This window comes from Streptococcus mitis, from assembly GCF_002005545.1.
Lineage (GTDB): Bacteria > Bacillota > Bacilli > Lactobacillales > Streptococcaceae > Streptococcus > Streptococcus mitis_I.
In genome coordinates this window covers 1,743,513-1,758,911 of sequence record NZ_LBMT01000001.1, presented here as the reverse complement: position 1 = coordinate 1,758,911, position 15,399 = coordinate 1,743,513, and the positions used below count along the sequence as shown (strand labels likewise).

The window sequence follows — 15,399 nt, the reverse complement described above, 5'->3', positions numbered from 1 at the left end:
TTGAGAAAATTCTTGGAACGTGATAAAATAAAGGGTAGAAATAGACTACGGGAGACAAGATGAACTACTTTAATGTTGGGAAAATCGTCAATACGCAGGGGTTGCAGGGTGAGATGCGAGTTTTGTCTGTGACAGATTTTGCAGAAGAACGGTTTAAAAAAGGGGCTGAGCTGGCCTTGTTTGATGAAAAAAATCAGTTTGTTCAAACAGTGACCATCGCTAGCCACCGTAAACAGAAGAACTTTGACATTATTAAATTCAAAGATATGTACCATATCAATGCTATCGAAAAGTATAAGGGATACAGTCTCAAGGTCGCTGAGGAAGATTTGAATGACCTAGATGATGGTGAATTTTATTATCACGAGATTATCGGTTTGGAAGTCTATGAGGGTGATAACTTGATTGGAACCATCAAGGAAATCCTGCAACCAGGTGCCAACGATGTATGGGTGGTCAAACGAAAAGGCAAGCGTGATTTGTTATTGCCTTATATCCCACCAGTGATTCTCGATGTTGATATTCCAAATAAACGGGTCGATGTGGAAATTTTAGAAGGGTTAGACGATGAAGATTGATATTTTAACCCTCTTTCCAGAGATGTTTTCTCCACTGGAGCACTCAATTGTTGGAAAGGCACGTGAAAAAGGGCTCTTGGATATCCAGTATCATAATTTTCGAGAAAATGCTGAAAAGGCCCGTCATGTCGACGATGAGCCCTACGGAGGCGGTCAGGGGATGTTGCTCCGAGCGCAACCTATTTTCGATGCCTTTGATGCTATTGAAAAGAAAAATCCGCGCGTCATTCTCCTAGACCCAGCTGGCAAGCAGTTTGATCAGGCTTATGCTGAGGATTTGGCCAAAGAAGAGGAACTGATCTTTATCTGCGGTCACTACGAAGGGTATGATGAGCGAATTAAGACCTTGGTGACAGATGAGATCTCTCTGGGCGACTATGTCCTGACTGGTGGAGAGTTGGCGGCCATGACCATGATTGATGCGACGGTTCGCCTGATTCCAGAAGTGATTGGCAAGGAGTCTAGCCATCAAGATGATAGTTTTTCTTCTGGCCTTCTTGAATATCCTCAGTACACACGTCCCTATGATTATCGAGGTATGGTTGTACCAGATGTATTGATGAGTGGTCACCATGAAAAGATTCGTCAGTGGCGCCTGTATGAGAGTTTAAAGAAAACCTATGAACGCAGACCGGATTTGCTTGAACATTATCAACTGACAACAGAAGAAGAAAAAATGCTGGCAGAAATTAAAGAAAACAAAGAATAAAGGAGATACCTATGCAAGTAATCAAACGTGATGGAGAAATTGCTGAATTTAATCCAGATAAGATTTACCAAGCTATCTTAAAAGCAGCCCAGACTGTCTATGTATTGACAGATGATTTGCGTCAAAACCTTGCACAAGTCACTAAGAAAGTGGTTTTGGATTTGGAAGAAGCCAAGGTGGAACGTGCTACCATCAGCATGATTCAGTCTATGGTTGAACATCGTTTGCTGGGTGCAGGTTACATTACCATTGCAGAACACTACATTTCCTATCGTCTACAACGTGACTTGGAAAGAAGTGGTTATGGAGATCATATCGCGGTTCATTTACATTTTGAACAAGTTCGCTAAGAAAAAAGAGTGGGATGAAGCAACAACATCTCACTCTTTCTTAAATCTATTTTTTTGGGCTGTTTGGACAGTTGAAGGGACAAATCGCAGGCGTTGAATATCGCTTATACGGATAATACGGGTCACATTTTTGGCAAAATTTTTCACGATAATTTGCTGGCGTTGTTGATCGTATTTGATGATATCACCTGTAAAGCTTGTCTCAGACAAGATAAGGTGAACAGCGGTTTGTTTCTGGATAGCCTCTTCAATAGTAGCTGTAAGGGAGTTGCTTTCAGTCTGGTCAGGTTGGTCATGTCCATTTAAAAAGTCATGTATTTTATCTAGAACTTGCTGGAATTTATGTCTCATATTGACCTCCCTTCTTTTATATCAATATTATATAAAATTTTCCTAAAATCTACAAGATTTTACGAATAATCAAATGAAAGCTAAAAAAGGAGAAGAAAATGGCAGAATTTACATTTGAAATTGAAGAGCACTTGTTGACTCTTTCTGAAAACGAAAAAGGTTGGACCAAGGAAATCAACCGTGTGAGCTTTAATGGTGCCCCTGCAAAGTTTGATATTCGTGCTTGGAGCCCAGATCATACTAAAATGGGTAAGGGAATTACTCTCTCAAATGAAGAATTTCAAACAATGGTGGATGCCTTTAAAATCAACTAAGTTTTCAAAATGAAAGAAAAGGATATTGAGTCATGACAACTCGATATCCTTTTTTAGTTAGCAAAGTAAGCTTGATTTTTAAGGCGTTGAAGTAGCGGACGGCTAATAAAACTAATAGCCAGAAGTTTAGCAAGGTCTGGAATGATAAAGGGAAGAACCCCCACAACAAGAGTTTTTTCAAATGCCATTCCGGCTAGGAAATGCAAGCTGAGAATCCCTCCGACAAAGACAAGGGCATCACCCAAGAGGTTTGCAAGAAAAATCTTGACAACACCACTCTTGCTGTTAGTTAGGGAAGAAGTAAGTCCAGAGTAGACAAGATAAAACCAAAGATAGCCTGCAGTAGGACCAACCAACGCCTGCAATCCAGCTCCACCTCCTGCAAAGACAGGAAGACCGATAGCACCTAGAAGAAGATAGAGTCCGACAGAAAGTACAGCCTCTCTCGGTCTAAAGACAGTAGCAATCAAGCCGATTGCAAAGTTTTGCAGAGTGAAGGGAACAGGTCCAATTGGAAGACTGATTTGTGCCAAAACAGCAATGAGAGCAGCCCCAATAGCAGGAATGGCATAAACGTGAGCTTTTTTCAAAATAGTTAACCTCTTTTCCGATGTATAGTAACTATTATACTCATAGAAGAATCATTGTCAACCGATTTTTAAAAATAAGGTAACAAAAACTGTAACGGCCGATTTTGATGACTGGGTAAGTTGGATAATTATTTTGTTGATTCGAAAATCGCCTTTATAGATAATCCCATTTTATCAAAAAAAATATACTATAAATACTTGACAAACTAAAAAATAAGTACTACAATTGCAAATGTAAACGAATACATCTAGATATGTTCAATTTTAAAAAGAGGGTTAGTTATGAGATATTTTAACGACTCTAGATACCGTAACGGTGATTAAAAACCTAAATATAATCAATTCATATTAAAGTAATATGGAGGGACTATTATTTAATCTTCATCAAATATTTAACTTCAAGGAGAAGTAAAATGAAAAAAGAATTAATAAGAAAGCATCTGTTTTTCTAGTTGCAAGTGTTTTAAGTTTTGGCTTTGCTACTGCAGCTAGTGTTGTTAGTGCAACTACAGCACACCCTGCTCCATATCCCATTATTGATGTATGGCAGTATGGTGTAGATAATAGCTATGGTTATTCAAATTACTTTGTTAGTTCTCCAAATAATATTGGTTCAAAATCTTCAGTAACGAATTATTGGGGAACCGTTAAAGCTTATGATAAAAAAGATTATGGATGGGCATATTCAAGTGCTACAAAATCTTGGAGCGATATTCGATTAAATGCATATTGGGATTATTATAGATTTTAAAAATAATCTATGAAAACAAGAGACCCGATTATAAGATAGGGTCTTTTGTAATATGGTAAGTGCTTATGAAATTAAAATTATGTATCATTGGATTTTTCTTTTGTTTGATCGCTGCAATTGGTCTGGTCACTATCAGCGATACTGAAACCCCCGTACCTTTACCAATTGATGGTGCTTTTTCTATTCAAGGAAAAAGTAATCTTTCTAATAACGAAATATACGAAATGGTTCGTGACTTATCAAAAACGGAAAAGGTTACCATTTACAAGCCAATCGTTCAGAGTTCTGGTCAGTTGAAGTATGTAAATTTCGATGATGAAAACAATGAGCAATTAAAGTCAGCACCAATAATAGGGATGTATTACACCCTTGGGAAAATAAATATAGACAGTTTGAAACCACTTACGATGACTGGACTACAAACAGTATATATGGCTTATCCTTGGTATATAGGAGGAATATTACAATTCACAGGAACTTTAAGAATACTGTTAATGGGTTCAATTTACTTAACTTTATTAGTTGTTTTATTTGTTGTTAGGACGAGGCAGATCAAAGAAGGAGTGATACGACGTTCTTTGGGCCTGCCTGTATACGATCTAAGAAGAGATTATGGTATTTCTCTTATTTTTGAACTGATTATGATGGCTTTATTGATGATTTCTTACAGTTCTTTTTTGGGAAATGGTTTCTTCACCTATAGTTCTAAGTTATTTTTCTCTCTGATTTTAACGAATTTTATACTATTTCAAATCATTGATCTCATCACCTTTGTTTTATTTTGGTTGACGATTCAGGTTGAAAAGCCTATTGAAATTATTAAAAACAAGGCAAAAAATAAACTTATTTTTGTCGTATGGCTTGCCATTATTTCGATTATTATCCTTATCTCAGGAGTTTTTTTACAAGAAACAAAGAGTAGTCAATCCAGTATTAACATTCAGATACAGAATTTAGTACCATGGGACACAGTAAAAGACTGGAGAAGGATTGAGTTCCTTGGAATTGAAAGTAACTCTACTAAAAATGGAGAAGTTAATGATTCGGATGGTCAGTATCTACAGATAGCTGCTTCCTTAAAAAACTTAGATTATTTATATATAGATCGATCCTCAGCATATGTTCCAGATTTCATGAAAACTTCACATGTTATGGAAAATTTTTCTAAACAATTAGAAAATGACGGAATAACGAATCCAGAAATAAATAAAGAGTTGATTTATATCAATCAAACAGGTGCTAACCTACAAAATAAAGTGAATGGAACAAACTATCATCTTTTAGATAATAAGATAGCAACCATCTATATTCCTGAGAAATGGAAAGAAAATCAGAAATCTATTGAAAATACAGTTGTAGCAGAACAATTTATTGGAACAAACTATACAAAAGAAGAAATTGCAGTACAAATAATTCCTGATGGGAAAAAAATTTTTTATTTTAATGAAGATGCTGATGATAATCATAAAATGAAAGAGTTTTTACCAATCGCAAGTGTAGCAGATAGTAAAGATAACATTGTTGTTGTGTTAGATACGGACAAAATGATTGAAAACAACAAGTTTTCTTTGGCTAGTAATATAACATATAAGTCTCTTTTTAGTCCTGAGGCGGTAAATAAAATAAATGAAATGGCTAGCCAGTTGAATTTTTCAATGAATCCAGTAGATGTTTACCAAATTGTGAAATTAAAGATCCAGTCCTTAGAGCACCAAATTCTACTTTCACAAATTTTGCAGAAGATAATTTACAGTATTGTCTTTATACTCATTTATCAATATGTCCAACTTTATATTGCCCTAAAACAGAATGAATATGTGAAAAAAATTATTTTGGGTCTGTCAAAAACATATATAGCAATTTCAAGTCTCAAGTATTTTATGATGACTATTACAATAGTTATCCTATTTACATTTCTTATGACAGGTCAAATAGAGTTGCTATATATTGGTCTCGCTTCTCTGCTCGTTTTGATGTTGTCAATAATCATGAGTTTTAGAAAATTATCTGAAAGCTATACTAAAATTTTAAAAGGAGATGAAACATGACAATTGACCTTTTGAACGTTTCAAAAAGTTTCGGCTCAAAAAAGATCTTTACAGACTTAAATTTAATATTTGAATCTGGAAAAAGTTATGCATTGATTGGAGGTTCTGGCTCTGGTAAAAGCACCCTTCTTAACATTATAGGAAGATTAGAAAAAATTGACAGTGGGAATGTTTTAGTTGATAAACAAGATATTTGGAAGATAAAAGAAAGAACTTTTTTTAAAAATACTGTTGGATATGTATTTCAGAATTATTCTTTAATAGATAACAAAACAGTATATGATAATTTGAAACTTATCACTAAAGACAAAAAAACAATAACTGATGTACTTGAAAAAGTAGGACTGTCAAATGACTATTTACATCAAAAAATATATGAATTGTCTGGTGGGCAGGCTCAACGTGTAGCTATTGCCAGAATGTTAATGAAACCACGTAAAATTATCTTAGCAGATGAGCCTACAGGAGCTTTAGATGGTGAGATTGGAAAAGAAATTATTCGTTTATTATTGAATGAAAGAGATGAAGATAAATATGTCATTATAGCGACGCATGATCCAGCTGTCTATAACGAAGTTGATGTGATCATTGATATGAAAGATATAGGGGATAATGTATGAAAAAGATAATTTATATTGCTTTGATCTTTGTAGCTGGAATGCTTGCCATTTTCTTCTTTGGAAAACAAATGATCACAAAAGAAAATACCAATAAACCAACACTGGAGTTAATAGTCTATACGCTTTCTTCTAGTGATACAGAAAAATGGAATAAAGTGAAACAAGTAGAAACGGAAGAAGCTACATATATCATAACTGTGAAAGAAGTAGCGTCTTCAGAAGAAGTATTTTCAAACATCATTGCAAATGGAGCTGCTGCGGGGTTCGGAGTTCGTGAAGAAGAAGTGAAGCAATTTAATAATAATTTAGGAGACACTATTGAGGACTCTAAGCATAATAAACTCATTGGAATAGAATTTTTTACTTTTTCTAATGCTGACGAGGGATTTGTAGTAGCAAATTTTGACTACGGTAGTGAAGAGTTGAATTCTCAGAAAAAAGATATGAAAGAGTTATATAAAAAAATATATGAATCTTTTAAAGAAAAGAATAAATGATTGTGTTATAATCCTTATATTTTGTTATGGTTTGTTAATTGATTTTTGCATATCTTATTTCAACATACTATAAAATAAAACATAAGAAAACGAGTATCTCCAACTACGGAAATACTCGCTTTTTGATATTTAGAAGTGTTTTTTGCTCTGCTTCTTTTGTTTCGATTAACGCATGGTTACAAATTCTTCAGATGCAGTTGGGTGAATCGCCACAGTTGCATCAAAGTCTGCCTTGGTTGCTCCCATTTTGATAGCAACAGCAAATCCTTGAATCATTTCATCAACACCGTATCCAATTCCATGAAGTCCGACAACTTTTTCTTCTGAACCAGCTGTGATCAATTTGAAACGAGTTTCTTGACGGTTGCAAGTGCAAGCAGAGTACATAGAAGTAAAGCTTGATTTATAAACCTTGATTTGGTCTTGACCGTATTCTTTAATAGCTTGCTCTTCTGTCAAGCCAACAGTTCCGATAGCAGGGTGTGAAAAGACGACAGTTGGAATAGTTGTGTAGTCCATTTTTGCAGTTGTTTTGCCGTTAAAGAGACGTTCAGATAAAGTACGTCCAGCCTTGATAGCAACTGGAGTTAGTTCTTTTTCGCCTGTTACATCACCTAGAGCATAGATTCCCTCAACAACAGTATTTTGGTATTCATCTACTTGGATAAAGCCACGTTCATTCAGAGTCACTCCAGCTTTTTCAAGTTGCAAGTCCTTAACGTTTGGACGGCGACCAGTAGCCCAGATAACTTGGCTAGCTGTGTGACTAGTACCATCTTCGAAATGAATGGTAATGCCTTCAGCAGTTTTTTCTAACTTGGCAGGGACTTTGTGAGTATGAAGTGGCAAGTTTGTTCTTTCCATTTCCTTGACCAGACCTTCAACGATATAAGAATCAAAACCACGTAAAGGACGATCGCGGCGAACAAAGAGGTCTGTCTTGACACCAAAAGTGTGGAGCACGCCAGCCAATTCAACGGCAATATAACCCGCGCCTAAAATAGCAACTGACTCTGGCAATTCTTCCCAGGCAAATACATCATCAGAAGAGCCACCTAGCTCAGCACCAGGAATATTTGGAATACTTGGATGGGCACCAGTAGCAATCACGATATGTTTAGCTCGAATCAGTTCACCATTTACGCTGACAGTATGAGAATCTACAAATTCAGCATGACCTTCAATCAAGTCTACTCCGTTGCGTTTAAAACTGCCATCATAAGAAGAACGAGCGCGATCGATGTAGGCTTCACGATTGCGACGTAGGGTTGCAAAGTCAAAGTTAAGATCAGTAGTTTTAAAACCATAGTCTTCTCCAAATTGATGGAAAGTCTCAGCGATTTGCGCCCCGTACCACATGATTTTTTTAGGAACACAACCGACATTGACACATGTTCCGCCTAGTTTCTTTTCCTCAATAACGGCCGCTTTGGCTCCGTGTTCACCAGCACGGTTCATGGTAGCAATTCCTCCGCTACCTCCACCGATAGCAATGATATCATATTCTCTCATTGAAAACTCCTTTATACTCTTTTAAATAGTAGAGTGTCATTTTTTGATAGTCATATTCTATCTTTTTTTTGATGTGATTGCAAAAATCTGCTACGTTCAAAAAAATTAAAGAAAAGGCTTGCAAAAAAGAAAAATAAAGTGTATTATATAACTAGTACAACGATTGTAAAATAAATTCCGAACAATAATTAAATCCTGAAATGTCATTATTTCGTTCTGAAATGTTATTGTTTCAAATTGATAATTTTTGTATAATATTGTTAAGAACTTTAAATCAAAAAGGAGTTTCATTATGAAAAAGAATGGTAAAGCTAAAAAGTGGCAATTGTATGCAGCAATCGGTGCTGCAAGTGTGGTTGTATTGGGTGCTGGGGGAATTTTGCTCTTTAGACAACCTTCTCAGACTGCTGTAAAAGATGAGGCTACTCATCTTGTTGTTGCCAAGGAAGGAAGCGTGGCATCCTCTGTTTTATTATCAGGGACAGTAACAGCAAAAAATGAACAATATGTTTATTTTGATGCTAGTAAGGGTGATTTAGATGAAATCCTTGTTTCTGTGGGTGATAAAGTCAGTGAAGGGCAGGCTTTAGTCAAGTACAGTAGTTCAGAAGCCCAGGCGGCCTATGATTCAGCGAGTCGAGCAGTTGCGAAGGCAGATCGTCATATCAATGAACTCAATCAAGCACGAAATGAAGCTGCTTCAGCTCCCCAGTTACCAGTACCAGCAGGAGGCGAAGGTGTAGCAGCCCAAACTCCAACTCCAGTCTCAGGAAATTCAGTGTCATCTATTGATGCACAATTAGGTGATGCTCGTGATGCTCGTGCAGATGCAGCAGCGCAATTAAGCAAGGCTCAAAGTCAGTTGGATGCAATGACGGTTCTCAGTACCCTAGAGGGAACTGTGGTCGAAGTCAACCGTAATGTTTCTAAATCTCCAACTGGAGCTAGCCAGGTGGTAGTTCATGTCGTTAGCAATGAAAACTTGCAAGTTAAGGGGGAACTATCTGAATATAACCTTGCCAACCTCTCTGTAGGACAAGAAGTAACCTTTACTTCTAAAGTTTACCAAGATAAGAGCTGGACCGGTAAGATTAGCTACATTTCTGACTACCCTAAAAACAATGGTGAAGCAGCAAGTGCAGCTACTGCTGCAGCAGGTGGTAATTCTGGTTCTAAATATCCATATACCATCGATGTTACAAGTGAAATCGGTGATTTGAAACAAGGATTCTCAGTAAGTGTTGAGGTCAAGAATAAGACTAAAGCTATTTTGGTTCCTCTAACAAGTATTGTGACTGAAAATGATAAGAACTATGTCTGGGTGCTTGACGAGCAGAAAAAGGCCAAGAAAGTGGAAGTTGGTTTGGGCAATGCTGATGCAGACAACCAAGAAATCACTTCAGGTCTGACAAATGGAGTCAAGGTCATCAGTAACCCAACGTCTTCTCTAGAGGAAGGAAAAGAGGTGAAGGCTGATGAAGCAACTAATTAGTCTAAAAAATATCTGCAGGAGTTACCGTAATGGTGACCAAGAACTGCAGGTTCTCAAAAATATCAACCTAGAAGTGAATGAGGGTGAATTTGTTGCCATCATGGGACCATCTGGTTCTGGTAAGTCCACTCTCATGAATACCATTGGCATGTTGGATACACCAAGTAGTGGAGAGTATTATCTTGAAGGTCAAGAAGTGGCTGGACTTGGTGAAAAACAACTAGCCAAGGTCCGTAACCAACAAATCGGATTTGTTTTTCAGCAGTTCTTTCTTCTATCCAAACTTAATGCTCTGCAAAATGTAGAATTGCCCTTGATTTACGCAGGAGTTTCGGCTTCAAAACGGCGCAAGTTAGCTGAGGAATATCTAGATAAGGTTGAATTGACAGAACGTAGTCATCATTTGCCTTCAGAATTATCTGGTGGTCAAAAGCAACGTGTGGCTATTGCGCGTGCCTTGGTAAACAATCCTTCTATTATCCTAGCGGACGAACCGACAGGAGCCTTGGATACCAAAACAGGGAATCAAATTATGCAACTATTGGTTGACTTGAACAAAGAAGGAAAAACCATTATCATGGTAACGCATGAGCCTGAAATAGCTGCTTATGCCAAACGCCAGATTGTCATTCGTGATGGAGTTATTTCATCTGATAGTGCTCAGTTAGAAAAGGAGGAAAACTAAGATGCAGAATCTGAAATTTGCCTTTTCATCTATTATGGCTCACAAGATGCGTTCTTTGCTTACCATGATTGGGATTATTATCGGTGTTTCATCAGTTGTTGTGATTATGGCTCTGGGTGATTCCATGTCTCGACAGCTTAATAAAAACATGACCAGATCTCAGAAAAATATCAGTGTCTTTTTCTCTTCTAAAAAAAGTAAAGATGGATCTTTTACTCAGAAACAATCAGCTTTTACGGTTTCTGGAAAAGAAGAGGAAGTTCATGTTGAACCACCAAAACCGCAAGAATCTTGGGTCAAGGAGGCAGCCAAATTGAAGGGAGTGGATAATTACTATGTAACCAATTCAACGAACGCCATCTTGACTTATAAAGATAAAAAGGTTGAAAATGCCAATTTGACAGGTGGAAACAGAACTTATATGGAGGCTGTTAACAATGAAATTCTTGCAGGTCGTAGTCTGAGAGAACAAGATTTCAAAGAATTTGCAAGTGTCATTTTGCTTGATGAAGAATTATCCATTAGTCTATTTGGATCTCCTCAAGAGGCTATTAACAAGGTTGTAGAAGTCAATGGTTTTAGTTATCGAGTCATTGGTGTTTATACTAGCCCAGAATCTAAAAATTCAAAAATGTATGGTCTTGGCGGCTTGCCTATTACCACAAATATCTCCCTTGCTGCGAATTTTAATGTAGATGAAATTGCTAGTATTGTCTTTCGAGTAAATGACACAAGCTTGACTCAAACTCTGGGTCCAGAATTAGCACGAAAAATGACAGAGCTTGCTGGCTTGCAACAGGGAGAATATCAAGTAGCAGATGAGTCAGCTGCATTCGCAGAAATTCAACAATCGTTTAGTTTTATGACGACGATTATTAGTGCCATTGCAGGTATTTCCCTCTTTGTTGGAGGAACTGGTGTTATGAACATCATGCTGGTTTCGGTGACAGAGCGTACCCGTGAGATTGGTCTCCGTAAGGCTTTGGGTGCAACTCGTGCCAATATTTTAATCCAGTTTTTGATTGAATCCATGATTTTGACTTTGTTAGGTGGATTAATTGGATTGACAATTGCAAGTGGTTTAACTGCCTTAGCAGGTTTGTTACTGCAAGGTTTGATTGCGGGTATAGAAGTTGGAGTATCAATTCCAGTTGCCCTATTTAGTCTTGCAGTTTCGGCTAGTGTGGGTATCGTTTTTGGAGTCTTGCCAGCCAACAAGGCATCGAAACTTGATCCAATCGAAGCGCTTCGTTATGAATAAGATCAACAAGATGGACACTTGTCTATCTTGTTTTTGTATGGATTTCCCTATAGAAAATCCTTAAAAATGTGATATAATGAAGTGTTAGAAAAACAGGTTTCATTTGCCTGGAAAGGAAAAATTATGTCTGAAAAGAATTTTTATATTACAACGCCGATTTACTATCCATCTGGTAAACTTCATATCGGATCTGCCTACACAACCATCGCTTGTGATGTCCTAGCTCGCTACAAACGCCTGATGGGCTACGATGTCTTTTATTTGACAGGTCTTGATGAGCATGGTCAGAAAATCCAGCAGAAAGCAGAAGAAGCTGGCATCACACCTCAAGCTTATGTTGATGGAATGGCAGTTGGAGTCAAAGAACTCTGGCAATTACTCGATATCTCATACGATAAATTTATCCGTACGACTGATGACTACCATGAAAAAGTTGTCGCACAGGTCTTTGAACGCTTGCTTGCTCAAGATGATATTTACTTGGGTGAATACTCTGGTTGGTATTCAGTTTCAGATGAGGAATTCTTTACAGAAAGCCAGCTTGCAGAAGTATTCCGTGATGAAGCTGGAAATGTAACTGGTGGTATCGCTCCATCAGGTCACGAGGTGGAATGGGTCTCTGAAGAATCATACTTCCTTCGCCTCAGCAAATACCAAGATCGTTTGGTAGACTTTTTCAAAGCTCATCCTGACTTTATCACTCCAGATGGTCGTCTGAATGAAATGCTTCGCAACTTCATCGAGCCAGGTTTGGAAGACTTGGCGGTATCTCGTACAACCTTTACATGGGGTGTTCCAGTACCATCGAATCCAAAACACGTTGTCTACGTTTGGATTGATGCCCTTCTTAACTATGCGACAGCTCTTGGATACGGTCAAGATGAGAACGGTAACTTTGATAAGTTCTGGAATGGAACTGTCTTCCACATGGTAGGAAAAGATATCCTTCGCTTCCACTCGATTTACTGGCCAATCCTTCTTATGATGTTGGATATCAAATTGCCAGATCGTTTGATTGCCCACGGTTGGTTTGTCATGAAAGACGGTAAGATGTCTAAGTCTAAAGGGAATGTTGTTTACCCTGAAATGTTGGTAGAGCGTTATGGACTAGATCCACTTCGTTACTACCTCATGCGTAGCCTTCCAGTTGGTTCAGATGGAACCTTCACTCCTGAAGACTATGTAGGCCGTATCAACTACGAATTGGCCAATGACCTTGGAAACCTCCTCAACCGTACGGTTTCTATGATTAACAAGTACTTTGATGGACAAATTCCTGCCTATGTAGAAGGTGTAACAGAGTTTGACCATGTTCTTGCTCAAGTAGCTGCTGAATCAATCGCTGATTACCATACACACATGGAAGCAGTTGACTACCCACGTGCACTTGAAGCGGTATGGACTCTTATCTCTCGTACTAACAAATACATCGATGAGACTGCTCCATGGGTCTTGGCCAAGGATGAAGCTCTTCGTGACCAATTGGCAAGTGTCATGAGTCACTTGGCAGCTAGCCTTCGTGTCGTTGCTCACTTGATTGAGCCATTTATGATGGAGACCAGTCGCGCAGTCTTGACTCAACTTGGCTTGGAAGAAGTAGCAAGCCTTGAAAACTTGAGCTTGGCTGATTTCCCTGCAGGTGTAACGGTAGTTGCCAAAGGAACACCAATCTTCCCACGTCTGGATATGGAAGAAGAAATCGCCTATATCAAGGAACAAATGGAAGGCAACAAACCAGCAGTCGAAAAAGAGTGGAACCCAGACGAAGTTGAACTCAAACTAAACAAGGAAGAAATCAAGTTTGAAGACTTTGACAAGGTCGAAATCCGTGTCGCAGAAGTCAAAGAAGTGTCTAAAGTAGAAGGTTCAGATAAGTTGCTTCAATTCCGCTTGGATGCTGGTGATGGTGAAGATCGTCAAATCCTCTCAGGAATTGCAAAATACTATCCAAACGAACAAGAATTGGTCGGCAAGAAAGTTCAAATCGTTGCTAACCTCAAACCTCGTAAAATGATGAAAAAATATGTCAGCCAAGGGATGATCCTCTCAGCTGAACATGATGGAAAATTAACCCTTCTTACAGTTGATCCAGCTGTACCAAACGGAAGTGTGATTGGATAAAAAGAGACAGAACTAGTTCATGCTAGTTCTGTTTTTTTATTTACACTCAATAAAAATCAAAGAGCAAACTAGGAAACTAGCCGCAGGTTGCTCAAAGCACTGCTTTGAGGTTGTAGATGAAACTGACGAAGTCAGCTCAAAACACTGTTTTGAGGTTGTGGATGAAACTGACGAAGTCAGCTCAAAACACCGTTTTGAGGTAGTAGATAAGACTGACGAAGTCAGTTACATATATATACGGTAAGGTGACGCTGACGTGGTTTGAAGAGATTTTCGAAGAGCATTAACTATTATGCTTTACAAACTAGTGTGAAAGTGGTATATTATAGATGAAGCTACTAGTAGGTATTACAAAATAGATTAGAAGGGAGAAGGGATGAAAGAAACTCAACTATTAAAAGGTGTTCTTGAAGGTTGTGTCTTGGATATGATTGGTCAAAAAGAGCGGTATGGTTATGAGTTGGTTCAGACTTTGCGAGAGGCTGGATTTGACACTATCGTTCCAGGAACTATTTATCCTTTGTTGCAAAAGTTAGAAAAAAATCAATGGATAAGAGGTGATATGCGTCCGTCACCAGATGGTCCAGATCGGAAGTATTTTTCGTTAACTAAAGAAGGAGAAGAGCGTGTCTCAGTCTTTTGGCAACAATGGGACGATTTGAGTCAAAAAGTAGAAGGGATAAAGAATGGGGGTAAACCATGAAGAAAATGAAGTATTACGAAGAAACAAGCGCTTTGCTGCATGAGTTTTCTGAGGAGAATCAGCAGTATTTTGAGGAGCTGTGGGATAGTTTTAATCTTGCTGGATTTCTCTATGATGAGGACTATCTCAGAGAGCAGATTTATTTGATTATGTTAGATTTCTCAGAAGCAGAACGAGATGGCATGAGTGCAGAGGATTATCTAGGTAAGAATCCTAAAAAAATAATGAAAGAGATTCTCAAGGAAGCACCACGCAGTTCTATCAAGGAGTCCCTTTTGACGCCAATTTTTGTCCTAGCGATATTACGTTACTATCATCTACTGGGTGATTTTTCTAAAGGTCCTCTCTTAACAGTCAATTTGCTTACTTTTTTAGGGCAACTTCTTCTTTTTCTGATTGGATTTGGGTTTGTGGCTACAATTTTACGAAAAAGTTTAGTCCAAGATTCTCCTAAAATGAAAATTAGCACCTATATTATCGTTGGGATTCTTGTTCTGCTAGTTGTTCTGGGATATGTAGGAATAGGAAGTTTTGTACAAGAAGGAGCCTTTTATCTTCCTGCTCCCTGGGATAGTTTCCTTGTCTTTACGCTTTCTCTAGTCATCAGTATTTGGAATTGGAAAGAAGCGGTCTTTCGTCCCTTTGTCAGTATGATTATTGCCCACCTTATTGTAGGTTCTCTGCTCCGTTATTATGCGTGGATGGGCATTTCAAATGTTTTCCTTACAAAATTCATTCCTTTAGCTGTTCTTTTTATTGGCATTTTTCTCTTGTTCCGTGGGTTTAAGAAGATAAAATGGAGTGAAATATAGCCAAA

18 protein-coding genes are annotated in these 15,399 nt (G+C 37.9%); 15 read left to right on the top strand and 3 right to left on the bottom strand.

Annotated features, from left to right (window positions below; translation table 11 throughout):
- The first annotated feature begins 59 nt into the window (after positions 1–59).
- From rimM to QS39_RS08905, 3 genes are read left to right on the top strand one after another with little or no spacing between them, the layout of a single operon-like run.
- On the top strand, positions 60–578 hold the full coding sequence (gene rimM, locus QS39_RS08915; RefSeq protein WP_077805280.1) for a ribosome maturation factor RimM: 519 nt from the start codon (positions 60–62) through the stop codon (positions 576–578).
- A complete protein-coding gene (gene trmD / locus QS39_RS08910; protein ID WP_077805279.1) occupies positions 568–1,287 on the top strand; it encodes a tRNA (guanosine(37)-N1)-methyltransferase TrmD in 720 nt (239 codons plus the stop codon). The genes rimM and trmD overlap by 11 nt, the downstream gene beginning before the upstream one ends.
- Positions 1,288–1,298: 11 nt before the next feature.
- A complete protein-coding gene (locus tag QS39_RS08905) occupies positions 1,299–1,637 on the top strand; it encodes an ATP cone domain-containing protein (RefSeq protein ID WP_001196041.1) in 339 nt (112 codons plus the stop codon).
- A gap of 30 nt (positions 1,638–1,667) precedes the next feature.
- Here QS39_RS08905 and QS39_RS08900 read toward each other — a convergent pair whose 3' ends face one another.
- On the bottom strand, positions 1,668–1,988 hold the full coding sequence (locus QS39_RS08900; protein WP_001216096.1) for a hypothetical protein: 321 nt from the start codon (positions 1,986–1,988) through the stop codon (positions 1,668–1,670).
- Positions 1,989–2,086: 98 nt separating this feature from the next.
- On the opposite strand from QS39_RS08900, the gene QS39_RS08895 reads away from it, so the two are divergent.
- A complete protein-coding gene (locus tag QS39_RS08895; RefSeq protein WP_049551872.1) occupies positions 2,087–2,302 on the top strand; it encodes a YdbC family protein in 216 nt (71 codons plus the stop codon).
- A gap of 53 nt (positions 2,303–2,355) precedes the next feature.
- Here QS39_RS08895 and QS39_RS08890 read toward each other — a convergent pair whose 3' ends face one another.
- Entirely contained in the window at positions 2,356–2,892 is a 537-nt protein-coding gene (locus QS39_RS08890; protein WP_077805278.1) for a biotin transporter BioY, read from the bottom strand.
- A 424-nt stretch (positions 2,893–3,316) separates the two neighbouring features.
- On the opposite strand from QS39_RS08890, the gene QS39_RS11525 reads away from it, so the two are divergent.
- The 4 genes from QS39_RS11525 (at position 3,317) to QS39_RS08870 (ending at position 6,808) form a co-directional block, all read left to right on the top strand.
- Positions 3,317–3,643 carry a hypothetical protein gene (locus QS39_RS11525; RefSeq protein ID WP_077805553.1) on the top strand — a complete coding sequence of 109 codons (327 nt, stop codon included), beginning with the start codon at positions 3,317–3,319 and terminating at the stop codon, positions 3,641–3,643.
- A gap of 65 nt (positions 3,644–3,708) precedes the next feature.
- Complete coding sequence (locus QS39_RS08880; protein ID WP_077805277.1) at positions 3,709–5,691, top strand: ABC transporter permease; 1,983 nt, start codon at positions 3,709–3,711, stop codon at positions 5,689–5,691.
- Positions 5,688–6,311: an ATP-binding cassette domain-containing protein gene (locus tag QS39_RS08875; protein WP_077805276.1), complete on the top strand. Its 624-nt coding sequence runs from the start codon at positions 5,688–5,690 to the stop codon at positions 6,309–6,311. The genes QS39_RS08880 and QS39_RS08875 overlap by 4 nt, the downstream gene beginning before the upstream one ends.
- On the top strand, positions 6,308–6,808 hold the full coding sequence (locus QS39_RS08870) for a hypothetical protein (RefSeq protein WP_000721122.1): 501 nt from the start codon (positions 6,308–6,310) through the stop codon (positions 6,806–6,808). The genes QS39_RS08875 and QS39_RS08870 overlap by 4 nt, the downstream gene beginning before the upstream one ends.
- Positions 6,809–6,973: 165 nt before the next feature.
- Here the strand turns inward: QS39_RS08870 and gor are convergent, their stop codons facing one another.
- Entirely contained in the window at positions 6,974–8,320 is a 1,347-nt protein-coding gene (gene gor, locus QS39_RS08865; protein ID WP_077805275.1) for a glutathione-disulfide reductase, read from the bottom strand.
- A 289-nt stretch (positions 8,321–8,609) separates the two neighbouring features.
- On the opposite strand from gor, the gene QS39_RS08860 reads away from it, so the two are divergent.
- The 7 genes from QS39_RS08860 to QS39_RS08830 all read left to right on the top strand — a co-directional run bounded on the left by QS39_RS08860 (position 8,610) and on the right by QS39_RS08830 (position 15,394).
- The gene (locus QS39_RS08860; protein WP_180375051.1) at positions 8,610–9,812 is read left to right on the top strand and encodes an efflux RND transporter periplasmic adaptor subunit; all 1,203 of its coding nucleotides are present in this window, start codon (positions 8,610–8,612) and stop codon (positions 9,810–9,812) included.
- Entirely contained in the window at positions 9,796–10,497 is a 702-nt protein-coding gene (locus QS39_RS08855; protein WP_000811469.1) for an ABC transporter ATP-binding protein, read from the top strand. Before QS39_RS08860 ends, QS39_RS08855 begins: the two co-directional genes overlap by 17 nt.
- A gap of 1 nt (position 10,498) precedes the next feature.
- The gene (locus QS39_RS08850) at positions 10,499–11,758 is read left to right on the top strand and encodes an ABC transporter permease (protein ID WP_077805273.1); all 1,260 of its coding nucleotides are present in this window, start codon (positions 10,499–10,501) and stop codon (positions 11,756–11,758) included.
- A 123-nt stretch (positions 11,759–11,881) separates the two neighbouring features.
- Positions 11,882–13,879, top strand: coding sequence for a methionine--tRNA ligase (gene metG / locus QS39_RS08845; RefSeq protein WP_077805272.1), 1,998 nt, complete (start codon positions 11,882–11,884; stop codon positions 13,877–13,879).
- A gap of 19 nt (positions 13,880–13,898) precedes the next feature.
- Complete coding sequence (locus tag QS39_RS11420) at positions 13,899–14,123, top strand: hypothetical protein (RefSeq protein WP_257617739.1); 225 nt, start codon at positions 13,899–13,901, stop codon at positions 14,121–14,123.
- 132 nt (positions 14,124–14,255) lie between these two features.
- Positions 14,256–14,582: a PadR family transcriptional regulator gene (locus QS39_RS08835; protein ID WP_000665423.1), complete on the top strand. Its 327-nt coding sequence runs from the start codon at positions 14,256–14,258 to the stop codon at positions 14,580–14,582.
- A complete protein-coding gene (locus QS39_RS08830; protein WP_077805271.1) occupies positions 14,579–15,394 on the top strand; it encodes a hypothetical protein in 816 nt (271 codons plus the stop codon). Before QS39_RS08835 ends, QS39_RS08830 begins: the two co-directional genes overlap by 4 nt.
- The last annotated feature ends 5 nt before the right edge of the window (positions 15,395–15,399 follow it).